This is a genomic window from Pseudomonas sp. UBA5706, assembly GCF_002419965.1.
In the GTDB taxonomy this organism is placed as follows: domain Bacteria; phylum Pseudomonadota; class Gammaproteobacteria; order Pseudomonadales; family Pseudomonadaceae; genus Aquipseudomonas.
This window is the reverse complement of sequence record NZ_DIHC01000033.1, coordinates 154,868-179,497: the sequence shown is the minus strand read 5'-3', so window position 1 is coordinate 179,497 and position 24,630 is coordinate 154,868. Positions and strand designations below refer to the sequence as shown.

General features: G+C 60.0%; 24 protein-coding genes. 18 read left to right on the top strand and 6 right to left on the bottom strand.

Features of this window, described 5'->3' with window-relative positions; all coding sequences use genetic code 11:
- Nucleotides 1-290: 290 nt before the first annotated feature.
- Nucleotides 291-1,811, bottom strand: coding sequence for an aldehyde dehydrogenase family protein (locus tag B3I26_RS16075; protein WP_296258978.1), 1,521 nt, complete (start codon nt 1,809-1,811; stop codon nt 291-293).
- A gap of 305 nt (nt 1,812-2,116) precedes the next feature.
- Here B3I26_RS16075 and B3I26_RS16070 point away from each other — a divergent pair, with 305 nt between their 5' ends.
- The 4 genes from B3I26_RS16070 (at nt 2,117) to B3I26_RS16055 (ending at nt 6,559) form a co-directional block, all read left to right on the top strand.
- Nucleotides 2,117-4,033, top strand: coding sequence for a sigma-54-dependent Fis family transcriptional regulator (locus tag B3I26_RS16070; RefSeq protein WP_296258976.1), 1,917 nt, complete (start codon nt 2,117-2,119; stop codon nt 4,031-4,033).
- A gap of 267 nt (nt 4,034-4,300) precedes the next feature.
- Nucleotides 4,301-5,650 (top strand): UDP-N-acetylmuramate:L-alanyl-gamma-D-glutamyl-meso-diaminopimelate ligase, encoded by a 1,350-nt coding sequence (mpl, locus tag B3I26_RS16065; RefSeq protein WP_296258975.1) that lies wholly within the window; start codon nt 4,301-4,303, stop codon nt 5,648-5,650.
- Nucleotides 5,647-6,276 (top strand): flavin prenyltransferase UbiX, encoded by a 630-nt coding sequence (gene ubiX / locus B3I26_RS16060; RefSeq protein ID WP_296258974.1) that lies wholly within the window; start codon nt 5,647-5,649, stop codon nt 6,274-6,276. The genes mpl and ubiX overlap by 4 nt, the downstream gene beginning before the upstream one ends.
- Nucleotides 6,269-6,559 carry a YceK/YidQ family lipoprotein gene (locus B3I26_RS16055; RefSeq protein WP_296258972.1) on the top strand — a complete coding sequence of 97 codons (291 nt, stop codon included), beginning with the start codon at nt 6,269-6,271 and terminating at the stop codon, nt 6,557-6,559. Before ubiX ends, B3I26_RS16055 begins: the two co-directional genes overlap by 8 nt.
- A gap of 126 nt (nt 6,560-6,685) precedes the next feature.
- On the opposite strand, the gene B3I26_RS16050 is transcribed toward B3I26_RS16055, so the two are convergent.
- The 3 genes from B3I26_RS16050 to B3I26_RS16040 all read right to left on the bottom strand — a co-directional run bounded on the left by B3I26_RS16050 (nt 6,686) and on the right by B3I26_RS16040 (nt 9,729).
- Nucleotides 6,686-7,327 (bottom strand): oxidoreductase, encoded by a 642-nt coding sequence (locus B3I26_RS16050; RefSeq protein ID WP_296258971.1) that lies wholly within the window; start codon nt 7,325-7,327, stop codon nt 6,686-6,688.
- A 111-nt stretch (nt 7,328-7,438) separates the two neighbouring features.
- Nucleotides 7,439-9,133, bottom strand: coding sequence for a C13 family peptidase (locus tag B3I26_RS16045; RefSeq protein WP_296258970.1), 1,695 nt, complete (start codon nt 9,131-9,133; stop codon nt 7,439-7,441).
- 140 nt (nt 9,134-9,273) lie between these two features.
- Complete coding sequence (locus B3I26_RS16040; protein ID WP_296258969.1) at nt 9,274-9,729, bottom strand: MaoC family dehydratase; 456 nt, start codon at nt 9,727-9,729, stop codon at nt 9,274-9,276.
- Nucleotides 9,730-10,027: 298 nt separating this feature from the next.
- Here B3I26_RS16040 and B3I26_RS16035 point away from each other — a divergent pair, with 298 nt between their 5' ends.
- Genes B3I26_RS16035 through B3I26_RS16025 form a run of 3 tightly spaced genes read left to right on the top strand, consistent with a single transcriptional unit; the run spans nt 10,028 to nt 11,704 of the window.
- Nucleotides 10,028-10,390, top strand: coding sequence for a CidA/LrgA family protein (locus B3I26_RS16035; RefSeq protein ID WP_296258968.1), 363 nt, complete (start codon nt 10,028-10,030; stop codon nt 10,388-10,390).
- Nucleotides 10,387-11,103, top strand: a complete 717-nt coding sequence (locus B3I26_RS16030) for an LrgB family protein (RefSeq protein WP_296258966.1) — start codon at nt 10,387-10,389, stop codon at nt 11,101-11,103. The genes B3I26_RS16035 and B3I26_RS16030 overlap by 4 nt, the downstream gene beginning before the upstream one ends.
- A 10-nt stretch (nt 11,104-11,113) precedes the next feature.
- Nucleotides 11,114-11,704, top strand: coding sequence for an LON peptidase substrate-binding domain-containing protein (locus tag B3I26_RS16025; RefSeq protein ID WP_296258965.1), 591 nt, complete (start codon nt 11,114-11,116; stop codon nt 11,702-11,704).
- A gap of 103 nt (nt 11,705-11,807) precedes the next feature.
- Here B3I26_RS16025 and B3I26_RS16020 read toward each other — a convergent pair whose 3' ends face one another.
- Both B3I26_RS16020 and B3I26_RS16015 read right to left on the bottom strand, forming a co-directional pair.
- Nucleotides 11,808-13,124, bottom strand: coding sequence for a bifunctional DedA family/phosphatase PAP2 family protein (locus B3I26_RS16020; protein ID WP_296258964.1), 1,317 nt, complete (start codon nt 13,122-13,124; stop codon nt 11,808-11,810).
- 3 nt (nt 13,125-13,127) lie between these two features.
- Nucleotides 13,128-13,811, bottom strand: a complete 684-nt coding sequence (locus tag B3I26_RS16015; protein ID WP_296258963.1) for a DNA-3-methyladenine glycosylase — start codon at nt 13,809-13,811, stop codon at nt 13,128-13,130.
- A 298-nt stretch (nt 13,812-14,109) separates the two neighbouring features.
- Here B3I26_RS16015 and B3I26_RS16010 point away from each other — a divergent pair, with 298 nt between their 5' ends.
- The 11 genes from B3I26_RS16010 (at nt 14,110) to lipB (ending at nt 24,629) form a co-directional block, all read left to right on the top strand.
- The gene (locus B3I26_RS16010) at nt 14,110-15,384 is read left to right on the top strand and encodes a glutamate-5-semialdehyde dehydrogenase (protein ID WP_296258962.1); all 1,275 of its coding nucleotides are present in this window, start codon (nt 14,110-14,112) and stop codon (nt 15,382-15,384) included.
- A 73-nt stretch (nt 15,385-15,457) separates the two neighbouring features.
- A complete protein-coding gene (nadD, locus tag B3I26_RS16005; RefSeq protein WP_296258959.1) occupies nt 15,458-16,111 on the top strand; it encodes a nicotinate-nucleotide adenylyltransferase in 654 nt (217 codons plus the stop codon).
- Between the two features lie 70 nt (nt 16,112-16,181).
- Nucleotides 16,182-16,607, top strand: a complete 426-nt coding sequence (gene rsfS, locus B3I26_RS16000) for a ribosome silencing factor (RefSeq protein ID WP_296258957.1) — start codon at nt 16,182-16,184, stop codon at nt 16,605-16,607.
- 9 nt (nt 16,608-16,616) lie between these two features.
- Complete coding sequence (gene rlmH / locus B3I26_RS15995; RefSeq protein ID WP_296258955.1) at nt 16,617-17,084, top strand: 23S rRNA (pseudouridine(1915)-N(3))-methyltransferase RlmH; 468 nt, start codon at nt 16,617-16,619, stop codon at nt 17,082-17,084.
- 31 nt (nt 17,085-17,115) lie between these two features.
- On the top strand, nt 17,116-19,014 hold the full coding sequence (gene mrdA / locus B3I26_RS15990; protein WP_296258953.1) for a penicillin-binding protein 2: 1,899 nt from the start codon (nt 17,116-17,118) through the stop codon (nt 19,012-19,014).
- A gap of 31 nt (nt 19,015-19,045) precedes the next feature.
- Nucleotides 19,046-20,149: a rod shape-determining protein RodA gene (gene rodA / locus B3I26_RS15985; protein WP_296259006.1), complete on the top strand. Its 1,104-nt coding sequence runs from the start codon at nt 19,046-19,048 to the stop codon at nt 20,147-20,149.
- A gap of 41 nt (nt 20,150-20,190) precedes the next feature.
- A complete protein-coding gene (gene mltB, locus B3I26_RS15980; RefSeq protein WP_296258952.1) occupies nt 20,191-21,201 on the top strand; it encodes a lytic murein transglycosylase B in 1,011 nt (336 codons plus the stop codon).
- Nucleotides 21,201-22,241: a septal ring lytic transglycosylase RlpA family protein gene (locus tag B3I26_RS15975; protein WP_296258950.1), complete on the top strand. Its 1,041-nt coding sequence runs from the start codon at nt 21,201-21,203 to the stop codon at nt 22,239-22,241. The genes mltB and B3I26_RS15975 overlap by 1 nt, the downstream gene beginning before the upstream one ends.
- A 207-nt stretch (nt 22,242-22,448) precedes the next feature.
- Nucleotides 22,449-23,609 carry a D-alanyl-D-alanine carboxypeptidase family protein gene (locus B3I26_RS15970; protein WP_296258949.1) on the top strand — a complete coding sequence of 387 codons (1,161 nt, stop codon included), beginning with the start codon at nt 22,449-22,451 and terminating at the stop codon, nt 23,607-23,609.
- A gap of 97 nt (nt 23,610-23,706) precedes the next feature.
- Nucleotides 23,707-23,982, top strand: coding sequence for a DUF493 domain-containing protein (locus B3I26_RS15965; RefSeq protein ID WP_296258947.1), 276 nt, complete (start codon nt 23,707-23,709; stop codon nt 23,980-23,982).
- Nucleotides 23,982-24,629 (top strand): lipoyl(octanoyl) transferase LipB, encoded by a 648-nt coding sequence (gene lipB / locus B3I26_RS15960; protein ID WP_296258946.1) that lies wholly within the window; start codon nt 23,982-23,984, stop codon nt 24,627-24,629. The genes B3I26_RS15965 and lipB overlap by 1 nt, the downstream gene beginning before the upstream one ends.
- Nucleotide 24,630: the final 1 nt, after the last annotated feature.

Genomic DNA, 24,630 nt, shown 5'->3' with positions numbered 1-24,630 from the left:
CCTGTGCGGGTCAATGATGACTGCTGATTGCGGCGCATTATAGAGGGAAGCCATGGGATGTCGCTGGGGGCGGTATTCAGATTGAAATATTTAGATGCAATGGCCTTCGCACGCCTCGGCGAACCGTTGGAGGCCAATTCATTTTCGAGCCTGCGTCGGGACGATCGAAAAGCCTGGGCTGCGACGCCTCCCCGGTGATGACTCGCTGTCTTGGATATCGTGTCTGCTTACGCGCTTTCATGAAAAAACGGCCCCCGAAGAGACCGTTCTTTTAAAGCACGTTTACCGGATCAGAAGAAGCCCAGTGGGTTGATGTCGTAACTTACCAGCAGGTTTTTGGTCTGTTGGTAGTGCTCGAGCGCGACTTTGTGCGTTTCGCGGCCCACGCCGGATTTTTTGTAACCACCGAACGCAGCGTGCGCCGGGTACAGGTGGTAGCAGTTGGTCCACACACGACCGGCCTTGATGGCGCGGCCAACGCGGTAGGCGCGGTTGATGTCGCGGGTCCACACGCCAGCGCCGAGGCCGAACTCGGTGTCGTTGGCGATGGCGAGCGCTTCGGCTTCATCCTTGAAGGTGGTAACGCTGACCACCGGTCCGAAGATTTCTTCCTGGAACACGCGCATCTTGTTGTTGCCTTTGAGCAGCGTCGGCTGGATGTAGTAGCCGGTCGCCAATGAGCCTTCCAGCTTCTCGACCTTGCCGCCGGTCAACAGCTCGGCGCCTTCGCCCTGAGCGATTTCAAGGTAGGACAGGATCTTGTCGAACTGCTGCTGCGATGCTTGGGCGCCAACCATGGTCTCGGTGTCCAGCGGGTCGCCGCGCTTGATCTTCAGCACCTTCTTCATTACCGCTTCCATGAACTGCGGGTAGATCGACTCCTGGACCAGGCAGCGCGAAGGGCACGTGCACACTTCGCCCTGGTTGAAGAACGCCAGCACCACGCCTTCAGCCGCTTTATCAATGAACTCCGGTTCGGCGCTCATGATGTCTTCGAAGTAAATGTTCGGCGATTTGCCGCCCAGTTCCACGGTGGAAGGGATAATGCTGTCGGCCGCCAGTTTCATGATGTGCGAGCCCACAGGTGTAGAACCTGTGAAGGCGATTTTGGCAATGCGCTTGCTGCTGGCCAGCGCTTCGCCAGCTTCCCGGCCATACCCTTGCACTACGTTGAGCACGCCTTTTGGCAGCAGATCGCCAATCACTTCCATCAGCACCGTAATGCTCAGTGGGGTTTGCTCGGCGGGTTTGAGTACGATGCAGTTACCGGCTGCCAAGGCGGGTGCGAGCTTCCAGGCGGCCATCAGCAGCGGGAAGTTCCACGGGATGATCTGACCGACCACGCCCAACGGTTCATGGATGTGGTACGCCACGGTATTGCCGTCGATTTCCGCCGCGCTGCCTTCCTGCGCACGCAGCACGCCTGCGAAATAACGGAAGTGATCGACGGCCAGCGGAATGTCGGCGTTGAGGGTTTCGCGCACGGCCTTGCCGTTGTCCCAGGTTTCGGTGACGGCCAGCAGTTCCAAGTTCTGCTCGATGCGATCGGCGATTTTCAGCAAGGTGAGCGAGCGCTCCTGAACGGACGTCTTGCCCCATGCATCGGCGGCGGCGTGGGCTGCATCCAGCGCTTTATCGATATCTTCGGCAGTCGAGCGAGGGAACTCAGCGATCAGCGTGCCGGTGACCGGCGAGGTATTTTCAAAATATTGGCCTTTGACCGGCGGCACGAATTGGCCACCGATGTAATTGCCGTATTGGGTCTTGAAGGTCACGACCGAGCCTTCAGTGCCGGGATGGGCATAACGCATGGTGAATATCTCCGTTGTTGTGATTGTGTGGGGATAACGCATTGCTTCATTGGGTAGAGCTGCTTGGTCAAAGCGTAGAGCAAAGCTTGGGCCACTGCCGTCAAGACCCCGGCTTATAAGGCCTCAGCCAGAACATCGGATGCCTGAGCGACTGTTGTGCGCCAGGGGCGATACGGCCTGTGTGACATTTTGTACCGAATTCGGAGCGATTCGCTCGCATGCGCCTTTGGAAGCATTGCAATGCATAGAGGCCAAGAGGATGCTGGTCTGCAACTCCCCGGGAGCACCTAGGAAGCACAATAAAAATGCACAGCAATCACTTCACCCGACACGCACAGCAAGTCCTGACAGTTGCCCAAGGCAAGTCGACTCATCGCTCTGGCCCCGGTGCCGACCCGTCGATTGCCCGGTCCTGGGCGCGTTGCCTTGAAGACTATCATCTGGACCCCGCTCAACCCATGGCCCCGACGGTACTGGAGCATGCTCGGGTACTGGAAAGTCGCGAGCGTCTGCAGCAGGTGCTGACCATCGCCGGTGGCGAGATGAACCGCCTGCTTCAGCAGCTTTCTGGTGGCCATGCAGTGCTGTTGACCGATGATCGCGGGGTGATCCTCAACTGTGTCACTGAGCCCGGAGAACGGAAGATTTTCGAGCGCGCGGGCCTCTGGCTGGGGGCTGACTGGAGCGAGGCGCGGGAAGGGACCAACGGGATTGGCACCTGTCTGGTGGAGCGCCAGCCGGTGACCATTCATCGCGACGAGCATTTCCGCGGGCGGCACACAGGCCTTACATGCTCTGCCAGCCCGGTGTTCGATCCCAACGGCGACCTTCTGGCGGTGCTTGATGTGTCATCGGCGCGGCACGATGTATCCCGGCAAAGCCAGTTTCACACCATGGCGCTGGTCAATCTCTCGGCGAAGATGATCGAAAGCAGCTACTTCGTGCGTCATTTCGACGATCAGTGGCTGCTGCGTTTTCATTTGCAGCCCGGATCGGTGGGGTTGTTCAGTGAAGGGTTGCTGGCATTCGACGGCGCGGGGCGGATCAGTGCGCTAAACCAAAGCGCATTGAATTTGCTCAGCCTGGGCCGCGCCGATGTGATCGGGCAGACGGTCGAAGCCTTGTTCGACTGCTCGCTGGATGAGCTTATGAGCCGCGCAGCGCCTGATGCTGCAACCAGCTGGCCGCTGCGCACCCGGGACGGTAGAGGGTTTTTCGCGGTGCTGCGTGGCCAACCACGGCCTGAACTGAAAGTCTATTCTGCGCCCATTGTCACCGAACCGGTTTCACCGCCTTCGCTGAGCGCAATCTGTCTGGGCGATGCTGCGCTGCAAACCGATTTTCGTCGCGCCCTGAAGGTCTTCGAGCGTGATGTGCCTCTGCTGATCAATGGGCAGACCGGTTCCGGCAAAGAGGCGTTCGCCAAGGCTGTGCATCAGGCCAGTCAACGTGCAGGCAGGCCGTTCGTGGCCCTCAATTGCGCGGCCATTCCCGAGAGCCTGATCGAGAGTGAGCTGTTCGGCTATCGCGGTGGCAGTTTCACCGGCGCGCGCAAGGAAGGCATGCGTGGCAAGCTGCAGCAGGCTGACGGCGGAACGCTGTTTCTGGATGAAATCGGCGACATGCCGCTGACCTTGCAGACGCGCTTGTTGCGGGTGCTGGAGGACCGTCTGGTTGTACCGATTGGTGGCGAACCCCAGGCCGTGAACGTTCGAATCATCAGCGCAACCCACCGCAATCTCCAGGAGCGGGTGGAGGACGGCCGTTTTCGCGAGGACCTCTACTACCGGCTCAACGGTCTGGAAATCGCCTTGTCACCATTGCGCGAGCGCAGCGACAAACCGCAGTTGCTGGATTTTCTGCTGCAACAAGAGGCGCAAGGTCATCCGGTGACGATCGATCCCGATGCCCGTGGCGCGCTGCTGGGATTTGACTGGCCGGGTAACGTGCGGCAGATGCGTAATGTGCTTCGGACACTGGCGGCGTTGTGCGAGGACGATGTCATCCGCTATGACGACTTGCCGCAGGTGATTCGTCAGGGCGCTGCCGAAGAGTCTTTCGCGCCTGAGCCGACTGACTCGCCGTTGGACAGCGCCGAACGTTCAGCGCTGATCGCAACCCTCGAAGCTCAACGCTGGCACATGACCCACGCGGCGCGAGCGTTGGGGGTCAGCCGCAATACCCTGTATAGAAAGCTGCGCAAGCATGGGATTGCGCGTTAGCAGGTTTTAATTCTGCCCGGAGGGCGTGGGAGCTGGCTTGCCGGCGATCCATCGCGCAGCGGTGGCAGACCCTGTAAACGTGGTCTATCTGGCACATCGAGCGCACAGGTTTGCTGCCGACTCCCGGCAGATCGCCGGCAACCGAGCTCCACGCCCTTGCGCGAGAATCAAAGCCGTAGCGCAATACCGCCAATATCCTTCGCCAATTGAACTGTGCGAACCGACCCTCTCTACGCTAACCTGCGCCCATGTTTTAAGAGGTCGGTCATGCACATTCATATTCTGGGTATTTGCGGCACGTTCATGGGGTCGCTGGCGGTTCTCGCCAAGGATTTGGGCCATAAAGTTACCGGCTCCGACGCCAACGTCTACCCGCCGATGAGCACGCAGCTTCAGGCGCAGGGCATAGAGTTGATGCAAGGGTATGATCCGTCGCATCTGGAGCCTGCGCCGGATCTGGTGGTGGTCGGCAATGCCATGTCACGCGGCAATCCGGCGGTCGAATACGTTCTGAACAAAGGTCTGCCCTACGTTTCCGGCCCGCAGTGGCTGGCCGATCATGTGCTGCGCGGTCGTTGGGTGCTTGCCGTGGCCGGCACACACGGCAAGACCACCACCAGCAGCATGCTGGCCTGGGTACTGGAGCATGCAGGCATGGCGCCTGGCTTCCTGATCGGCGGTGTGCCGCAGAACTTCTCGGTGTCTGCCCGCCTGGGCGACACACCGTTCTTCGTGGTCGAGGCCGACGAATACGACAGCGCCTTCTTCGATAAGCGGTCGAAATTCGTCCACTACGGCCCGCGTACCGCGATCCTTAATAACCTTGAGTTCGACCACGCCGATATCTTCCCGGACCTGCCCGCCATCGAGCGCCAGTTCCACCATTTGGTGCGCACCATCCCCAGCGAAGGCCTGGTGATTCATCCGACCACCGAACCGGCCCTTGAGCGGGTGATCGAAATGGGCTGCTGGACGCCGGTGCAAACCACCGGTCAGGGCGGTCAGTGGCAAGCGAAGCTGCTCAGCGAAGACGGCTCGACGTTCGAGGTGAGTTTCGAGGGCGTCGCGCAAGGCGTGGTCAACTGGGGCATGACCGGCCAGCACAACGTCGCTAACGCATTGGCAACCCTGGCAGCCGCTCGGCATGTTGGCGTCGTGCCCCAGCAAGGTGTCGAAGCCTTGAGCGCATTCAAGAGCGTCAAGCGCCGAATGGAAAAGGTTGCTGAAGTAAACGGCATCACCATCTACGACGACTTCGCTCATCACCCGACCGCTATCGCCACCACGCTGGACGGTCTGCGCAAGAAGGTCGGTGATTCGCCGGTCATTGCCATCGTTGAGCCGCGCTCCAATTCAATGAAGCTCGGCGCGCACCGTGAAGGGCTGCCGGAAAGCGTCGATCAGGCCGATCAGGTGATCTGGTACGCACCGGCCAATCTGGGCTGGGATCTGGGCGCGACAGTTGCACTGTGCACAGTCCCTTCAGTGGTTTGCGATTCCCTGGACGCCATCATCGAACGCGTGAAAAGTCAGGCGCAGCCCGGCACTCACGTAGTGATCATGAGCAACGGCGGTTTTGGCGGTTTACACGGCAAGTTGGCCGAGGCGCTCAAGTGAGCGGGCCGGAACGCATTACCCTGGCGATGACTGGAGCCTCCGGCGCGCAATACGGGCTGCGCCTGCTCGACTGCCTGGTGCGGGAAGATCGCGAAGTGCATTTCCTGATCTCCAAGGCCGCGCAGTTGGTAATGGCCACCGAAACCGACGTGACGCTGCCGCCCAAGCCGCAAATGATGCAGGCATTTCTCACCGAATACACTGGCGCGGCGGCGGGGCAAATTCGGGTCTATGGCAAGGAAGACTGGATGTCGCCAGTAGCGTCCGGCTCGGGATCGCCCAGTGCGATGGTGGTTGTGCCGTGCTCGACCGGTACCTTGTCGGCCATCGCCACCGGGGCCTGCAATAACCTCATCGAACGCGCCGCCGATGTGACGCTCAAGGAGCGGCGGCAGTTGATTCTGGTGCCACGTGAAGCGCCGTTTTCCAGTATTCACCTGGAAAACATGCTCAAGCTGTCGAACCTGGGGGCGGTGATTCTTCCGGCCGCGCCCGGTTTTTATCACCAGCCGCAGACCATCGATGACCTGATCGACTTCGTCGTGGCGCGGATTCTCAACCTGCTGAACATCCCCCAGGACATGCTGCCGCGCTGGGGCGAGCATCATTTCGGCGCCGATGAATAAGAAACTGTTCGTCCTTACGCTCGGACTGGTGCTGGCCACCGGTTGCTCGACGGTGCGCACGCTGGATGCCAATCAACCGGGCGCGCCGGTGGTGTATTCCGGCACCCGGCTGGATCTGTATGCGATTCAGGGCGGTTGCTGCGAGAAAGAGCGTTTTGGTGTCAAGGCGCCGAAATACCCGATGCTGGATCTACCCGGCAGCGCGTTGCTCGACACGGTGCTGCTGCCCTTATCGGTTTTAACGGTTTTAGGTGTGGGATATCAGGCGACGGGCGGAATGTAGCGGACAACGGGCCGAGAGGTTCAATCCGCCCCGTAGCCGTCCGGCTTACCGGCGGCCGCGGCCTCATTAATCCCATCGCGAACCATCCATACTGCTACACAGCGTGCTCATCAGTAGCAATGGGCGCTACTTACCCAGCCGCCGCAACTCATCAGACTCCACGATCCGCACACCTTTCTGCTCCTCCAATGCCAGACGCCACAGCGCGCGAGCCAATTGGCAGGCTTCGATACCGCCGTATTTGCCGGGGATCAATTTGGCGATGGGCGCGGCCAGTTGTTCCACCAGACGCTGATCCTCTCGCTCGCCAATCAGCAGGGATGGGCGTGCGATGGTCAGTTGCGGCCAGTTTTGATCTTTGAGCGCTTTTTCCATCTCACCTTTGACGCGGCTGTAGAAAATGCTCGACTCAGGGTCGGCGTTCACTGCGCTGATCACCAGCAGGTGGCGGGCACCCAATTCCCGAGCGCGCCTGCCGAAGGCCACCACCATGTCCATGTCCACCGCGCGAAAGGCGTCCTGGGAGCCCGCCTGCTTGATAGTGCTGCCCAGACAGCAAAAAGCGATATCGACCTGGCCATCAAGCTCAGGCAACAGCGCGGTGAAATCGCCCACCGGGTTTTCAAGATGAGGATGTTCGGACAACGCTCTGCGGCTTGGGGCCAGGACGCGGCTGACCGTGGGTTCGTTGAGCAGGCGATCGAGCAGATGTTCGCCCGTCAAGCCGGTCGCTCCGGCGAGCAGGATGTGTTGCGGCGTCAAGTACATGATTTTTCTCCTTGATACGCCACAAGCATAGGCGTTCTAACGCAACAGACTGTGCGTCAACCGGGCTGGTTTCACAAAACCCCTGAAATATTCGTCAGTGCTTTGGCGCTGTCAGCGTTTGACGGTATTCAACGCCCGTTCCGCCTGGCTTTTACGCAGCTTCTGCCAGTGCGCGATAACGCCTTTGGGCGCCCAGATCTGAGGATCGGAGGCTTCGAAGTTTTCTTCGATTTCTCGCTGGGCCACGATGGTTCTGGCGTCGTTGAAGGCCTGCATCAAATCGTCGGTCTGCACCAGTGCCTTGCCGAACAGCGCCTCGCCAAAATAGGTGAAATCGGCTTCTTCCGAGCAACCGAATGAAACGCGGTCTTCGCGGGATGCAGTAATGACCATGGTTTTCTCGTCCTTGATCGCCGGAATGAACCCGCCTGAATAACAGGCCGAAATCACCACGATCTTGTCGCGGCTTTTCAGTGGCGCGAGCACCCCCGCCATCTCGTTGGCGGGCAGATCCGACAGCTCCAGACGCGGCTGATCCAGTACCAGCTCATGCTCGTGGGTGCCGTGACTGGTGAGGTAAATGAAGATCAGGTCTTCAGGGCCACTGCGTTGCGCCAGGGTCTGCACCGCGCGGCTGATGTTTTCGCGGGTCGCCAGCGGCCGGTCGGCCATGTGGTCGCGGTGGTTGACCAGGGAAATCTGGCCGAAAGCGCCAAACCGGGTTGCCAGCAGATTGTTGACGAAATCGGCCTCGCGCAGAAACACGCTTTGTTTGCCGTCGCCGCCGACCACCAGGCTGTACAGCTCGATAGCCGGTGTGGACGCCGGGACCGCCGCCAGTGCCTTGTCCAGCAGCGGGCCTTGGGCGAGCAGACCGACCTCCAGCGCGTCAGGCAGCAGCTTGCCAGCCGCGTCGCGCACGCGCTGGCCGTTGACCCAGGTGCCGCTCTGCACGGTGCCATCGGCAGAGCTCAGCACGCCCGTCCCCTGATAGTTGTCATTGTCGAAATGACCGGTGTAGACGCTGCCATCCGCAAGCTTCAGGCGACCTTCGCCCGAGAAGCGCCAGCTGCGGAATTGCCCCTGATAGTTGGTGCCGTCGGAGCCGATCAGTTCGCCCTTGCCGGTGAAGGCCCCGTCCTTGAACTGGCCCGACCAGACGTCGCCATCGGCGTTTTCATAGCGCCCGCGACCGTTGAGCTGGTTGTCATGGAAGCCGCCAACGTATTGATCGCCATCGGCGCTGTTGTAGTTGCCGACACCCTGCAGCTGACCATCGACGAATTTACCGCTGAACTGATTACCCGCCGCGTCGCTACGCTGGCCTTCGCCGTTGGGTTTGCCGTGGGCAAACTGGCCCTGATACTCGCTGCCGTCTTCCAGAACCAGGTGGCCCAGGCCGTCGTACAGGTCGCCCTTGAACTCGCCGCGGTAGCTCATACCATGCTCTTTGAGCGTGCCCTCGCCATCGCGACGCCCCAGTTTGTAGCCCCCGACATAGCTGCCCGCGCTGGTGGTCAGCTGACCCTGACCTTGGAACAGGCCGTCCTGAAAACCGCCTTTATAGACGTCGCCGTTGCTGGCATGCCACTCGCCCTGACCATTCCATTGGCCATTTTTGAACTCCCCGGCGTACCAGCTGCCATTGGGGTAATCGATGCGGCCCTTGCCCTGCAGCACGCCATTGACCACATCGCCACGGTAGCGACCGCCATCGGGCAAGCGTGCGTCTGGCGGCAACAATGATTCGCCGTCACCGCATGCGGTAATCAAAAGGGTAAGGGCCAACGGAGCAAGCGCGCGCATGGTAAATCCCGAAAATGAGGTGTTGCGGCGTGATCGGATTGCGAACTGGAATCGAGTCGCTCACACAGCCGCGCCGAGTATGCCGCAGCCGGGAAGTCTCACGAAACAGTCTGTTATGACTGTTTGATGTTTTATCGGGTTTACACAAAGCACAGGGAGAGCGGTTCGGCGATGAACGCAGGCTTGTCCAGACCCTCGATTTCAAGCGTTGCGGTGGCTTTGAGCAGCCACTGGCCGGGCTTTTTCTCGCTGACCTGGGCGAGGGCAACTTTTAGACGAACGCGCGAGTCGACTTTAACCGGCTGAATGAAACGCACGCTGTCCAGCCCATAGTTGATCGCCATCTTCATACCTTCGGGCAGGACCAGAAGTGACTCCATCAGGGTCGGGATCAGCGACAGCGACAGAAAGCCATGGGCGATGGTCGAGCCGAACGGGGTCTGCGCAGCTTTGACCGGATCGACATGAATGAACTGAAAGTCCCCTGTCGCTTCAGCGAACAGATTGATCCGCGCCTGGTCGATCATCAGCCATTCGGAATATCCCAATTCCTTACCTTCATAGCGCTTGAGCTCTGCAACGGGTACATAGGGCATCGATACTCTCCTGGTGACATTGATTCGTCATGCTGTTTTTGTTTTTTCGGACGTTAGCCGCTATAGGCTCTTTAATTGCTTTATGCAGAACGTCGGCAGCAACACCGCTTGCCCATGCCGGCATCCGCACGATCGCCATTGCTTGCAAGCAGGGCGGCTGCAAAATGTCTTTGTGTCCGGCATCGAAGATCAGCACGCCGTCCTGGCCTGGTCAACGATCTCACTGCTTGCGAATGCCACCTCATAGGCTGACGAGCTGCGTGCTTATAATGTCGTCGCGCATTTGCTGGAGTTTTTTATGTTGCTAAGAGGTTTGACCTGGCTGGTGCTGTTCCAGTTGGTGGGAACGGCGCTGAACCATTTATTCCTGTCGATACTGCCAGGGCCGATCATCGGCCTGGTGCTGCTGATGATTTACCTGATGGTGCGTGGCGGGGTCAGTGAGCCCATCAGCCTGGCGGCCAGCAGCTTGCTGCGCTACCTGCCGTTGCTGCTGGTGCCACCTGCGGTGGGCGTGATGGTTTATGCGGGGCAGATCGCCGAAGATTTTTGGGCCATTGTCGGCTCTCTGGTCTTGTCGCTGATGATCTCGCTGACCTTTGCCGGCTGGTTTATGCAAAAGCTCATGGACCGTCAGGCCAACCGCCGGGAGCCGTCATGAGTCTGGATTGGCAGGGGGCCTGGTTGTCGGTCATTCATCATCCACTGTTCGGCATCGCCATTACCCTGGGCGCTTATCAGGTGGTCCTGGCCGGGTACGAGAAAACCCGTTGGGTGTTTCTGCAGCCGGTGCTGGTGTCGATGCTGGTGGTGATCGGCGTACTGGTCAGCTGCGGACTGGAATATGCCGAATACCGCAAGAGCACGGACATCCTCAGCATTCTGCTAGGCCCTGCCACGGTCGCGCTGGCCGTGCCGCTTTATCTGAACCTGCGGCGTATTCGGCAGTTGTTCTGGCCGGTGTTGACTACGCTGCTGGTGGGCGGCGTGCTTGCCACTGCGCTGTGCGTGGGAATTGGTTGGGTGTTGGGCGCCGATCACATGATCCTGATGACCATGGCGCCCAAGTCGGTCACTTCGCCGATTTCCATGCTGGTGGCCGAGCAGATCGGCGGTGTTGCGGCATTGGCTGCGGTGTTCGTGTTGATCACCGGCGTCATTGGCGGCATATTCGGCCCGGGTCTGTTGACCCTGGCGGGTGTGCAAAGCCCGGAAGCCAGAGGCATGGCTTTAGGGCTCACGGCCCACGCTGTCGGGACTTCCGCGGCCTTGCAGGAAGGTGAGGAGTGCGGCGCCTTTGCTGCGCTCGCCATGAGTTTGATGGGTGTTGCCACGGCATTGTTCTTGCCGTTGGCGGTGTCTCTGGTTGCTTGAGGGTGTGTCTATGTCGTTGCCGTTGTTTCCGCTGAACGCTGTGTTGTTCCCGGGGTGTGTGCTCGATCTGCAGTTATTCGAGGCGCGTTACCTGGACATGATTGGCCGCTGCATGAAACAGGGCGAGGGCTTCGGAGTGGTGTGTATCACTGAAGGCAGCGAAATCGGTGAGGTACCCGAGGGCTTTTCGCAGATCGGTTGCGAGGCGCTGGTGACCGACTTCCAGCAGCAGGACAATGGCCTGCTCGGCATTCGTGTAGTGGGTGGTCGACGTTTTCGCGTGGTCAGCGCCGAGGCCCAGCGCGACAACTTGCTGATTGCCCAGGTGCAGTGGCTGCAGGAGCCGCAGGAAAAGCCGCTGCAGGAGGAAGACGACGACCTGGTGGCGTTGCTGACGGCCTTGGCCGAGCACCCGATGGTGGCCGCGCTGAATATGGGATTGACGGCGAGCGGGCAGCAGTCACTGTCCAATCAATTGGCCTACCTGCTGCCGTTTGCCGAGGAAGACAAAATCGAGTTACTGGAAATCGACGACGCCGAAGAGCGGCTCGATGCGATTCAGGATCTGCTCGATGAGATGCAGGGAGATATGCAGGCCTGACCGGCTCCCTGTAACGGTCCTGCTTGCCGGCGGCGGCATCCTTGAAGTCTGCGCCGGCAGCCGTTGCCCGTTACAGGTGCTCGGCTATCGCTCGCTGCAGGCATCAATACTCGTAGCGAATCAGCCCATGTGTCAGCGAATGAGCCGCGAACCCCACCAGCACCGCGAAGATTACCGGTAACAGCAACCACCATACGCGTCGCGGCAGGGCGGGCAGCGGCCGTTTGTTCTCCACGAACGCCAGGCTGGTGGCGCAGGCAAAAAACGCCAGAAGCATCCCGGCCAGCACGTCTGTCGGCCAATGCACGCCCAGATACACCCGTGACACACAAATCGACGCCGCAGGAATCAGGCCCAGCACCAGCCAGGTCAGCCGCAGGCGAACAGGCTGCCCTCGGCCTGCGAGTACGGCAAGCGTCATGAACAGCGCAAACGATGCCGACGCATGGCCGCTGGGCATGCTGTAGCTGGCCAACGGCTCGGCCAACACTTCAGGGCGGGCGCGAGCGAATGTGTGCTTCATGCATTGGTTAATGATGGCCGAACCCAGGGTCGTCGAGCAGGCGAACACCGCGTGCCGCCACTGACGGGTCACAACCAGGACGATCAACAGCAATGCCGCGGCGCAGAATTGCGTCTTGAAGTCCCCCAGGCCCGTCACCAGCACCACGAAGTTCTCCGCGGCTTCACTGCGATGCTCTTGCACCAGTGTCATCACCCCCTGATCCAGGTGCGCCAGGAAAGGCCAGCCCAGGAACACCGCGATCAGCAGCGCCAGGCTGGTCAGGGCGATCAGTTTGTTGGCGTAAGGTTTACCCCGCACGCTGCTGTGGATCGCTACCCCCAGTAGCGCTGCCAGCCCCAGGCCCACCGCCGCCGCCTCCGGCCAGAAGCCTTCGGGAAGGGGCAGGCGAATGGCAGCCCCGGTCGCCCAGCCCGGCAGAATGTACGCCACGGACCAGCCCGCTGCCGCGACCACGCTCACTGCGGCAAAGCGCACCAAAGGCATGTCGAACATCCCGGCCACCATCGGCAACATCGGACGCAGGGGGCCGATGAAGCGACCTACCAGAAGACTGGCGATACCATACCGCTGGAAGTAGGTTTCAGCCCCGGCGATCCATTCCGGATGATGGCGAAGCCCCGGAAGTCGGCGGATGTTCTGGTGGAAACGCCGACCCAGAAAGTAGGAAACGAAATCGCCCAACAGCCCGCCGAGAAAACCCAGCAATAACGCCTCGCCCAATGGCAGGATCCCGCTGCCCGCCAGCGCGGCAATTGCGAACAGCGCAACCGTACCCGGCACGATGATTCCGGCGATGGCCAGGCATTCGACGAAAGAAACCAGAAAAACCGCCGCACCCAGCCAGGACGGGTTGGCGCTCAGCCATGAGGTGACGCTGTCGAGCCATGAACCCATGGGTCAGTTTCCTTGCTCGATGATGAAGTAGTCGCGGCCTTCGACTTGCCCACGCCTGATCGGGTTGCGCGTGCAAAACCGTGCATAGGTGGCGTCGACAAAACGGTACATCAGTTGCTCGTCACGTCCGGCAGGAATGCCCAGGCGTGTGGTCTGGATGATTTGAGCAGGCTGCTGGCCGACGTCATCGACGAAAATCTGTTCGTGGTCGAAGCGCTTGGCGTCCCACATCGGCACCTTCAGGCCCAGGGCCTTGCACAGCAGTGTCTGCCCGGCGCACAGCCGTTCGGGCGGGCGGATATTGCCGCTGGCGTCCGGATTGTTCAGCAGCATTTGCGCGAGGCTGTTCTCTCCCGAGAGTGCATCGACCCACGGATAGGCCGATTTGATCAGCACGGCATTACCCGGACCGCCAGCGCTGAAATTCAGCGAATCACCTCCGCGTGCGTAATACATATAGATGTGTCCGCCATCCAGAAATAAACCCTTACGCTTTTCTGTATAGCCCAAGGATGAGTGGCTGCCTTTCTCCTCGAGGTAATACGCTTCTGTCTCTATGATGCGCGCCGATAACCACAGCTCGCCGACCTTGTGGCGGATCACTTTGCCGAGTAGCTCACGGGCAAGAGTCTGGGCGTCACGATCGAAAAAGCTGTCGGGCAGGGCGCGTGGGCTATGGTCGGGCATAAGTGGGCACATGGTGAGGTGGCTGGGGATGATAACAATCTGGGGCTTAATTGCAGCTGAATGGACATCCGCTTGCCCGCAGCGTTCTGCCCTATAGCAGTCCGGCTCGCCGGCGCATACGATCAAGACGACGCCGCCGCAGGCGAGCCGGACTGCGGCGGGAGCGTTTGCCATCCGGGCGAAGGGGTTTGGCCCAGTAAATCCGGCTTATATTGACCATCCGCCTGTCGCCGCTGTCGTTCGGCCCGCCCGACAGCTATAATCGGCCGCTTTCCTCTCTGCCAAGACTTCTGAGACCATGATCGAGTCCGTTCTTGACTATATGACCCGCCTGGGTCGTGCCGCCCGTGAAGCTTCGCGCGTGGTCGGTCGCGCCAGCACTGCGCAGAAAAACCGCGCGCTGACCGCCACCGCCACTGCACTGGACGCTGCCCGGGACGAGCTGGCCGCTGCCAACGAGCAGGACTTGGCTGCTGGCCGCGCCAATGGTCTGGAACCCGCCCTGCTGGAACGTCTGGCCCTGACCCCGGCTCGCATCGACAGCATGATTGCCGGTTTGCGTCAGGTTGCCGGTTTGCCCGACCCGATCGGTTCCATTCGCGACATGAGCTTCCAGCCTTCGGGCATTCAGGTCGGTAAGATGCGCGTACCGCTGGGCGTAGTCGGCATCATTTACGAGTCACGGCCGAACGTGACCATCGATGCGGCCAGCCTGTGCCTGAAGTCCGGTAACGCGACCATCCTGCGTGGCGGCTCTGAGGCCATCCACTCCAACCGTGCCATCGCCACCTGTATTCAGCGTGGCCTGGATGAAGCCGGTCTGCCGGCTGCCGCGGTGCAGGTAGTCCAGACCATTGATCGAGCCGCCGTGGGTGCGCTGATCACCATGCCCGAGTACGTTGACGTCATCGTTCCGCGCGGCGGCAAGGGATTGATCGAGCGCGTGAGCCGCGATGCCAAGGTGCCGGTGATCAAGCATCTGGATGGCATTTGCCACGTTTATGTCAGTGCCCATGCCGATCTGGCAGCTGCGCAACAGATTGCCTTCAACGCCAAGACCTATCGCTACGGTATTTGCGGCGCGATGGAAACGCTGTTGGTGGACCAGGCGATCGCGGCGGATTTCATGCCACAAATGGCTGCCCGGTTTCGCGAAAAAGGCGTCGAACTGCGCGGTTGCGAGCGTACCCGCGAGCTGATCGAAGCCAGTCCGGCCACTGAAGAAGACTGGCATACCGAATACCTGGCGCCGATCCTTTCGATCCGTATTGTCACCGGTCTGGATCAGGCCATCGAGCACATCAACCATTACGGCTCGCATCACAGCGACGCCATCATCTCCGATTCCCAGGCTCAGACGCGCCGCTTCATGGCCGAAGTCGACTCCAGTTCGGTGATGATCAACGCGCCGACCTGCTTCGCTGACGGCTTCGAATACGGTCTGGGTGCGGAAATCGGTATTTCTACCGACAAGATTCACGCCCGTGGCCCGGTAGGGCTGGAGGGCCTGACGTGCGAGAAGTACATCGTCGTGGGTGACGGACGCCAGTTGCGCGGCCAGGGGCCAGTCTGACTTGGCCGATGATCGGCAGCACGCACGCGAACAGGTCGAAGCCGTAACCCGGCCTAGCGGGGACGTGGCTTGCGTGCCCCGCGCGCCGAAGCGCATCGGCATGTTGGGCGGGACCTTCGACCCCGTGCACATCGGCCATTTGCGCGGCGCACTGGAAGTCGCCGCATTGCTGGAACTCGATGAGTTGCGCCTGACGCCCAGCGCCAGGCCGCCTCATCGCGATACCCCGAGTGTTTCGGCGCAGGACCGTCTGGCGATGGTCCGCAGCGCCGTGCAGGAGGTGTTTCCATTGACGGTGGATGATCGTGAGTTGTTGCGCGATAAGCCGTCATACACCATCGATACGCTGGAATCGATGCGCGCCGAACTGGCCGTCGATGACCGGTTGTTTTTGTTGCTGGGGTGGGATGCCTTTTGCGGGTTGCCCACCTGGCATCGTTGGGAAGAATTGCTGGAGCACTGCCATATCGTGGTGCTGCAACGCCCGGACGCCGACAGCGAGTCGCCTGACACCATGCGTAACCTGCTGGCAGCGCGCGCGGTCAGCGACCCGAAGGCCCTCAAAGGCCCTGGCGGGAACATTACATTCGTCTGGCAGACGCCGCTTGCGGTGTCTGCCACCCAGATCCGCCACCTGCTGGCCAGCGGGAAGTCGGTACGTTTTCTGGTGCCAGACGCAGTACTGGCCTATATCGAGGCGCACGGGTTGTACCGCGCGCCTAATTGAACTGAGGTATGTTTCGACGCTGCCAAGAGCGCGAAGAGACGCCCAAACACAAGAGCTGAATGAGTTTTATATGACGAGTAAAGATGCAGTAATCGAAAACCCGATGATCAAAGTGATCACCGATGCCCTGGAAGACGTGAAGGCCCAGGATATCCAGGTCCTGGACGTGCGCGACAAGCAAAGCATCACTGATTACATGATCATCGCCACGGGTACCTCGAATCGCCAGATCAACGCGATGCTCGATAAAGTGCGCGAAGAGGTGAAGAAGAACGGCCTCAAACCGTTGGGTGAAGAGGGCAAGGGCGACAGTGACTGGGTGTTGCTGGACCTGGACATTGCCATCGTTCACATGATGACCGCCTCGGCGCGTCAATTCTACGATCTGGAGCGCCTGTGGGCGGGTGCCGAGCAGAGCCGGTCGCTCAGCGCTGCGCATCACAGCCCGGAAAATACCCATGAGCATTTCACCAAGCTCAGCAAAGGTCAGGAATAAGGGCTCATCGTGCGTCTGCGTTTGATTGCTGTCGGTTCACGCATGCCCAAGTGGGTGGAAGAGGGTTGGCACGAATACGCCAAGCGTCTGCCATCGGAATTGGCACTTGAACTGGTAGAAATTCCGCTCAATACCCGTGGCAAGAACGCTGACGTCGCTCGCCTGATCCGTCAGGAAGGCGAGGCCATGCTGGGCAAGGTGCAGCCGGGCGAGCGGATCGTTACGCTCGAAGTTCATGGCAAGCCGTGGAGCACCGAGCAGCTGGCGGCTGAACTGGACCGCTGGCGCCTGGATTCACGCACGGTCAATCTGATGGTTGGCGGTCCTGAAGGTCTGGCGCCGGAAGTCTGCGCCCGGGCCGAGCAGCGCTGGTCGTTGTCGCCTTTGACGTTGCCGCACCCGCTGGTGCGCATCCTCATCGGTGAGCAGATCTACCGTGCCTGGACCGTGTTGTCCGGTCACCCTTATCACAAGTAGCGCCGCTGCCTTCACTGTGAACACGCCCTAAATGTCCCAGCCGATTCGCCTGAAAGATCACGAAAAGGACGCACGCCTGGTGCGCAGCCGGGTCGTGGTCGGTGCGGTGGCGGTCATCGTGCTGATCTGTGTGCTGGTGGCGCGGCTCTACTTTCTGCAGGTCATCCAGTACGACTATCACTCAACCCTGTCGGAGAACAATCGGGTGCATGTGCAGCCGATTCCACCGAGTCGCGGGCTGATCTTCGACCGCAATGGTGTGGTGATCGCCGACAACCGTCCCAGCTTCAGTCTGAGCATGACCCGCGAACGTTCCGGTGACTGGGCGCAGGTGCTGGACACCATCGTGCAGGTGCTGGAGCTTACCCCGGACGACCGGGTCATCTTCGAAAAGCGCATGAAGCAGGGGCGTCGGCCGTTCGAACCGGTGCCGATCCTGTTCGAACTCAGTGAAGAGCAAATTGCCCGCATTGCGGTCAACCAGTTCCGCCTGCCAGGCGTTGAGGTGGTCGCGCAGCTGGTGCGTCACTATCCCCAGGGCGAGCATTTCGCCCACTCGGTCGGCTACATGGGGCGCATCAACGAGAAAGAGCTCAAAAGCCTGGACTCGGTTAACTACAGCGGTACCCACCACATGGGCAAGACCGGCATCGAGCGCTTCTACGAGCCCGAACTGCACGGCCAGGTCGGCTATGAAGAGGTCGAAACCAACGCCCGTGGTCGCGTGCTGCGGGTTCTGAAACGTACCGACCCGGTGCCGGGCAAGGACATTGTGCTAAGCCTGGACATCCAGCTGCAGGAAGCCGCCGAAGCCGCGCTTGCCGGGCGCCGTGGCGCTGTCGTGGCCCTGGACCCTAACACCGGAGAAGTGCTGGCGATGGTCAGCCAACCGAGCTTCGACCCGAACCTGTTCGTTACCGGCATCAGCTTCAAGGCTTACTCCGAGCTACGCGATTCGGTGGACCGGCCCTTGTTCAACCGTATCCTGCGGGGCCTGTATCCACCGGGCTCGACCATCAAGCCGGCGGTGGCCATCGCGGGGCTCGACACTGGCGTGGTAACTGCCAGTACCCGAGTGTTCGATCCTGGCTACTACATGCTGCCCAACTACGATCATAAATACCGTAACTGGAACCGCACCGGCGATGGCTGGGTGGATCTGGACACCGCGATCATGCGTTCCAACGACACCTACTTCTACGACCTGGCACACAAGGTGGGTATCGATCGGCTGTCTACTTACCTGAACAAGTTCGGCATCGGGCAGAAAGTCTCGCTGGACATGTTCGAAGAGTCGCCGGGCCTGATGCCGTCCCGCGATTGGAAGCGCATCACCCGCCGTCAGGCCTGGTTCCCGGGCGAAACCCTGATTCTGGGTATCGGCCAGGGCTATATGCAAGCGACCCCGTTGCAACTGGCTCAGGCCACGGCACTGGTGGCGAACAAGGGCAAATGGAACCGTCCTCATCTGGCCCGGACTGTCGAAGGCCAAAAGCCGGTGGATGAAAACCCCATGCCCGATATCGTTTTGCGCGACCCGTCCGATTGGGCCAAGGTCAATCACGGCATGCAGCAAGTCATGCACGGCGCTCGCGGCACTGCGCGCAAGGCAGCAGTCGGTTCGCAATACCGCATCGCCGGCAAGAGCGGCACGGCCCAGGTCGTCGCCATTCGCCAGGGCGAGAAATACGATCGCTCAAAAGTCCAAGAGCGTCATCGCGACCACGCTTTGTTCGTGGGCTTTGCACCTGCCGACAACCCCAAGATCGTCGTTGCGGTAATGATCGAGAACGGCGAGTCGGGCTCCGGCGTGGCGGCGCCAGTCGTGCGACAGGTCATGGATGCATGGCTCCTGGACCGACAAGGTCGTCTGAAACCCGAATATGCCAGCAATACACTGCCTCCGGAGACCGCGGCCCGTGAAGAGTAATTTCGACCGCATCCTCTCCAGCGAAGATGTGATGCGCCGTCGCGCCACCTTCCTGCAGAAAATCCACGTCGACGGTCCCTTGCTGATCCTGCTGTTGACGCTGGCCGCCGGCAGCCTTTTTGTCCTCTATTCGGCCAGCGGCAAGAGTTGGGACCTGCTGATCAAACAGGCGACATCGTTTGGTATCGGTTTGGTCTCGATGTTCGTGATCGCCCAGTTGGAGCCGCGCTTCATGGCACGCTGGGTGCCGATTGCCTACGTGTTTGGCGTGCTGTTGCTGGTGGCGGTGGACGTCATGGGCCATAACGCCATGGGCGCCACGCGGTGGATCAACATTCCGGGAGTGATCCGTTTCCAGCCTTCGGAATTCATGAAGATCATCATGCCGGCAACTATCGCCTGGTACCTGTCCAAGCGCACCTTGCCGCCGCATTTAAAGCATGTGGCGGTGAGTCTGGGGCTGATCGGCCTTCCCTTCATTCTGATCGTACGCCAGCCCGATCTTGGCACCTCGCTGCTGATTCTGGCATCCGGGACCTTCGTATTGTTCATGGCAGGCCTTCGCTGGCGCTGGATCATTGGCGTAATCGCGGCCGCAATCCCGGTTGCGGTGGGGATGTGGTTCTTCTTCATGCACGACTATCAGAAGCAACGAATCCTGACGTTCCTGGACCCGGAAAGTGACCCGCTGGGCACTGGTTGGAACATTATCCAATCCAAGGCGGCCATCGGTTCGGGCGGTGTGTTTGGCAAGGGCTGGTTGCTCGGTACCCAGTCGCACCTGGACTTTTTGCCTGAAAGCCACACTGACTTCATCATCGCGGTGCTCGGCGAAGAGTTCGGTCTGGTGGGTATCTGTGCGCTGTTACTGATCTACCTGCTATTGATCGGCCGCGGGCTGGTGATCACCGCCCAAGCGCAGACACTTTATGGCAAGTTGCTAGCGGGCAGCCTGACCATGACGTTTTTTGTTTACGTTTTCGTCAACATCGGTATGGTCAGCGGTCTGCTGCCGGTCGTAGGCGTGCCATTGCCCTTCATTAGCTACGGCGGAACTTCGCTGGTTACGCTGCTGTCAGCGTTTGGGGTTTTGATGTCGATCCATACCCACCGCAAGTGGATCGCTCAGGTTTGATTACAGTGAATAACCGCTCAGGTATTAAGGTCAGGAACTCAATGCAAGTAACGCGTGGCTGGGCTGCTCGATATGCGCCGCTGGTCGGTCTGATGGGCATCCTCGGCTCAGTGCAGGAGTCGTTCGCCGGTGATTATGAGGGCTCGCCTCAGGTGGCCCAGTTCGTCAGCGACATGACCCGCGATTACGGATTCGCCGGCGAGCAACTGATAGAAATCTTCCGCGGTGTCGAACGTAAACAGTCGATTCTGGACGCTATTTCCCGTCCTGCCGAACGGGTAAAACCGTGGAAGGAATACCGCCCGATGTTCCTCACCGATGCGCGTGTTGCGCGCGGTGTGGATTTCTGGAGGCAGCACGAAGTGGCGCTGGCCCGCGCCGAACAGGAATACGGTGTGCCCGCGCAGGTGATCGTCGCGATCATCGGCGTTGAAACGTTTTTCGGGCGTAATACTGGAAATTATCGCGTTATCGACGCCTTATCGACGCTGAGTTTCGATTATCCTCCTCGCGCCGAATTCTTCCGCAAGGAGCTGCGCGAGTTTTTGCTGCTGGCCCGTGAAGAGCAAGTCGACCCGCTGACACTTAAAGGCTCGTACGCTGGGGCGATGGGGTTACCGCAATTCATGCCGAGCAGCTTCCGCGCCTATGCAGTGGATTTCGACGGTGACGGGCACATTAATATCTGGACTGACCCGGATGACGCAATCGGCAGTGTCGCCAGTTATTTCAAACGTCATGGCTGGGTAGCGGGTGAGTCTGTTGTCAGCCGGGCCAGTGTGCGCGGTGATCATTTTGAAGAAGGCTTGAGCCCGGGAATCGAACCGGTGAAGACCGTTGGGGAGTTGCGAGCCCTGGGCTGGGCAAGTCATGATGCGCTACGCGATGATATGCCGGTCACGGCGTTTCGCCTCGAGGGCGACAGCGGCCCTGAATACTGGATGGGTCTGAAGAATTTTTACGCAATCACGCGTTACAACCGCAGTGTGATGTACGCCATGGCCGTGCATCAGCTGTCTGAACTGCTTGTTCAAGCTCGGGGCGTCAAGTAATGCGGTCATTGCCGATCAAACAACCATTGAAGTTGATGGCCTTCGCGGCGCTGACATTGCTGGTCGTCAGTTGCTCCACCAGCCGACCCACAGGCCGGACCGTGCAGCAAGGCAATACCATCCGCGCGCAACCGGGTCTGGACATCAATCGGGCGCATAAAGATGGTGCGCCGTGGTGGGACGTCGATGTCTCGCGCATACCGGATGCCGTTCCGACCATGCACACCGGCCCTTACAAGGCCAACCCCTATACCGTACTGGGCAAGACCTATTTCCCGCTCAACGATTCCAGCACCTATGCGCAGACCGGTACGGCGTCCTGGTACGGCACCAAGTTCCATGGGCAGAACACCGCCAATGGCGAGGTGTATGACCTGTACGGCATGAGCGCGGCGCACAAGACGCTGCCGTTGCCAAGCTATGTTCGCGTGACCAACCTGGATAACAACCGCACTGTGATCCTGCGGGTCAACGACCGCGGTCCGTTCTATTCTGACCGCATCATCGATTTGTCCTATGCCGCTGCGAAGAAACTGGGCTATGCCGAAATCGGTACGGCACGGGTTAAGGTCGAAGGAATCGACCCGGCGCAGTACTGGGCTCAGCGTGGAAAGCCGGCACCGTTGATGCTCGACCAGCCGCAAGTGGCCAGCAATCCCGCGCCCCGTCAGCAGGCACCAGCGCCAGTGATCACAGCGTCGGCAGGCACCATCGAGCAATGGACGCCGCCACCGCAACAGCACGCAGCTCCGGTTTCCCCGGTTGCGATCGACGCAAAAAAAAACGCTTCCGGACAAGCGTCTGGGCTGTTTCTCCAGGTGGGAGCCTTCGCCAACCCGGACGCTGCGGAACTCCTGAGGTCGAAACTGAGCGGGATGGTTCGGGCTCCGGTGTTCGTCAGTTCGATAGCGCGCAATCAACAGACGCTCTATCGCGTGCGGTTGGGGCCGGTCGACACGCCGGGTGAAGCGCAACAGCTGCAAAACAGCGTAAGGTCGGCCAACCTGGGATCACCGAGTGTGGTGACATCGGATCAGTAACTTCCAATCAGTACCGATTCGGTGATTCGAACTGCATTTATAGGGCCGAATCGACGCTGGCAGGCAGTGAACTTGCCGCCAGTGTGCGCGTTGTCAGCAGCTTTTCACGGGGGCATCTGTAGAATGTCATCCCGTTCGCCAGGGTAGCCTGGCATTACCGCTTTGCCCGCGAGGGCATGTTTGCCCATTAGCATTTTCGAGAGACGGATGAACATCACCACCTTTGCAAAACGCCTTTGCCTGCTTATCCCGCTATTCACCGCGCCTGCCGTGTTCGCGGCGGAACAGATGACGCCATCGCCACCGCAATTGGCTGCCAAGGCTTACGTGCTGATGGATGCCAACAGCGGCAACGTTCTGGTCGAAAACAACGGTGACCAGCGCCTGCCGCCGGCCAGTCTGACCAAGCTGATGACGGCCTACATCGCCACCCTGGAAATTCGTCGGGGCCAGATCGGCGAGAACGATCCGGTAACCGTCAGTGAAAACGCCTGGCGTACCGGCGGTTCGCGGATGTTCATCAAGGTCGGCAGTCAGGTGACCGTCAGCGATCTGCTGCACGGCATCATCATCCAGTCGGGTAACGACGCCAGCGTCGCGCTCTCCGAGCACATCGCCGGCAGCGAAGACGCATTTGCCGACATGATGAACAAAACCGCAGGTGATCTGGGGATGGTCAACAGCCACTTCATGAACCCCACCGGCCTGCCTAACCCTGATCACTATGCCACCGCCCATGATATGGCGCTGCTGGCGCGTGCGATCATCCACGAAGATCCGGCTCATTACGCGATCTACTCGCAAAAAGAGTTCTTCTGGAATGGCATCAAGCAACCCAACCGCAACCTGCTGTTATGGCGTGACAAGACCGTCGATGGTCTGAAAACCGGTCACACCGAAGAAGCTGGCTACTGCATGGTGTCCTCGGCCGTTCGTGACGGCATGCGTCTGATTGCCGTGGTATTCGGTACCAACAGCGAGCAGGCCCGTGCGGCCGAAACCCAAAAGCTGCTGACCTACGGTTTCCGTTTCTTCGAAACCCAGACCTTCTATCAGAAGGGCACCGAGCTTGCTCAGGCGCCTGTCTGGAAAGGCACCGAGCGTCAGGTCAAAGCTGGCTTGGCTGACGATCTGTCCATGACCATGCCCAAAGGCGAAATCAAGAAGCTCACCGCCAGCATGACCATCAACCCGAAACTGGTCGCTCCTATCGCCAAGGGTGACGTGATTGGTCAGGTCGATGTGAAGCTGGAAGACAAAGTCGTGCGCACCGCTAATCTCATTGCCATGGACGCCGTCGAAGAAGGTGGTATCTTCCGCCGCCTGTGGGACAGCATTCGCATGTTCTTTTACAGTCTGTTCAACTGATCACTCTTTGATCACTGCCTGATTGTGCTCCGTACGCCCCTGCCGCTGATCGCGGTGGGGGCCTGTCCGTTTCCCGGCTTACGAGGCCGTTACTGTCATGACAGATTCCGAAGTTAAAGCTCCAAAAATCGAATTCCCCTGCGCCGACTACCCGATCAAGATCATCGGTGACACCGGGGTAGGCTTTACCGATCAAGTCATCGAGATCGTCAAGAAACACGCGACGATCCTGGATGAAAAACTTGCCGAGCGGCAAAGCAGCAACGGTAAATACACCACGGTGCAGTTGCACATCATCGCCACCGGGCAGGACCAGCTTTACGACATCAATAGCGAGTTGCGCGCCACAGGCAAAGTGCACATGGTGCTGTGATGGGCGCGTGTCTGGGCTTTCGCGATCTGGGATTGATCGACTATGAGCCCACCTGGCATGCGATGCAGCGTTTCACCGATGGTCGCGGTCGCGACACACCGGATGAAGTATGGCTGGTCCAGCACCCGCCGATTTTCACCCAGGGGCAGTCCGGCAAACCCGAACATCTGCTGCTGACAGGTGATATTCCGGTCGTACAGGTCGATCGCGGTGGTCAAGTGACTTATCATGGTCCCGGCCAACTGGTAGCGTATCTGCTGCTGGATGTGCGTCGCCTGGGTTTCGGCGTGCGCGAACTGGTAACCCGGATCGAGCACAGTCTGATTGAGCTGCTGGCCGGTTACGGTGTGACGGCAGCCGCCAAACCCGAAGCGCCGGGGGTCTATGTCGACGGCGCGAAGATCGCCTCTCTAGGCCTTCGTATCCGCAACGGTCACTCGTTCCACGGATTGGCGTTGAACGTCGATATGGATCTGGACCCGTTTAAACGGATTAATCCCTGCGGGTACGCGGGGCTGGCAATGACCCAGCTGCGTGAACAGGCAGGCCCGATTGAATTTGCCGAGGTTAGTGCCCGGCTGCGTGCGCAGCTCGTCAAACACCTCGACTATGCTGAGCAGACGACCCTAACGGGCGGAATCGACTGAT

Bases quoted from the DNA above. Each gene is read 5' to 3' on its own strand.
- B3I26_RS16075 (WP_296258978.1), bottom strand. From the start codon at position 1,811: ATGCGTTATGCCCATCCCGGCACTGAAGGCTCGGTCGTGACCTTCAAG.
- B3I26_RS16070 (WP_296258976.1), top strand. From the start codon at position 2,117: ATGCACAGCAATCACTTCACCCGACACGCACAGCAAGTCCTGACAGTT.
- mpl (WP_296258975.1), top strand. From the start codon at position 4,301: ATGCACATTCATATTCTGGGTATTTGCGGCACGTTCATGGGGTCGCTG.
- B3I26_RS16055 (WP_296258972.1), top strand. From the start codon at position 6,269: ATGAATAAGAAACTGTTCGTCCTTACGCTCGGACTGGTGCTGGCCACC.
- B3I26_RS16050 (WP_296258971.1), bottom strand. From the start codon at position 7,327: ATGTACTTGACGCCGCAACACATCCTGCTCGCCGGAGCGACCGGCTTG.
- B3I26_RS16045 (WP_296258970.1), bottom strand. From the start codon at position 9,133: ATGCGCGCGCTTGCTCCGTTGGCCCTTACCCTTTTGATTACCGCATGC.
- B3I26_RS16040 (WP_296258969.1), bottom strand. From the start codon at position 9,729: ATGCCCTATGTACCCGTTGCAGAGCTCAAGCGCTATGAAGGTAAGGAA.
- B3I26_RS16035 (WP_296258968.1), top strand. From the start codon at position 10,028: ATGTTGCTAAGAGGTTTGACCTGGCTGGTGCTGTTCCAGTTGGTGGGA.
- B3I26_RS16030 (WP_296258966.1), top strand. From the start codon at position 10,387: ATGAGTCTGGATTGGCAGGGGGCCTGGTTGTCGGTCATTCATCATCCA.
- B3I26_RS16025 (WP_296258965.1), top strand. From the start codon at position 11,114: ATGTCGTTGCCGTTGTTTCCGCTGAACGCTGTGTTGTTCCCGGGGTGT.
- B3I26_RS16020 (WP_296258964.1), bottom strand. From the start codon at position 13,124: ATGGGTTCATGGCTCGACAGCGTCACCTCATGGCTGAGCGCCAACCCG.
- B3I26_RS16015 (WP_296258963.1), bottom strand. From the start codon at position 13,811: ATGCCCGACCATAGCCCACGCGCCCTGCCCGACAGCTTTTTCGATCGT.
- B3I26_RS16010 (WP_296258962.1), top strand. From the start codon at position 14,110: ATGATCGAGTCCGTTCTTGACTATATGACCCGCCTGGGTCGTGCCGCC.
- rsfS (WP_296258957.1), top strand. From the start codon at position 16,182: ATGACGAGTAAAGATGCAGTAATCGAAAACCCGATGATCAAAGTGATC.
- mrdA (WP_296258953.1), top strand. From the start codon at position 17,116: ATGTCCCAGCCGATTCGCCTGAAAGATCACGAAAAGGACGCACGCCTG.
- rodA (WP_296259006.1), top strand. From the start codon at position 19,046: ATGCGCCGTCGCGCCACCTTCCTGCAGAAAATCCACGTCGACGGTCCC.
- mltB (WP_296258952.1), top strand. From the start codon at position 20,191: ATGCAAGTAACGCGTGGCTGGGCTGCTCGATATGCGCCGCTGGTCGGT.
- B3I26_RS15975 (WP_296258950.1), top strand. From the start codon at position 21,201: ATGCGGTCATTGCCGATCAAACAACCATTGAAGTTGATGGCCTTCGCG.
- B3I26_RS15970 (WP_296258949.1), top strand. From the start codon at position 22,449: ATGAACATCACCACCTTTGCAAAACGCCTTTGCCTGCTTATCCCGCTA.
- B3I26_RS15965 (WP_296258947.1), top strand. From the start codon at position 23,707: ATGACAGATTCCGAAGTTAAAGCTCCAAAAATCGAATTCCCCTGCGCC.
- lipB (WP_296258946.1), top strand. From the start codon at position 23,982: ATGGGCGCGTGTCTGGGCTTTCGCGATCTGGGATTGATCGACTATGAG.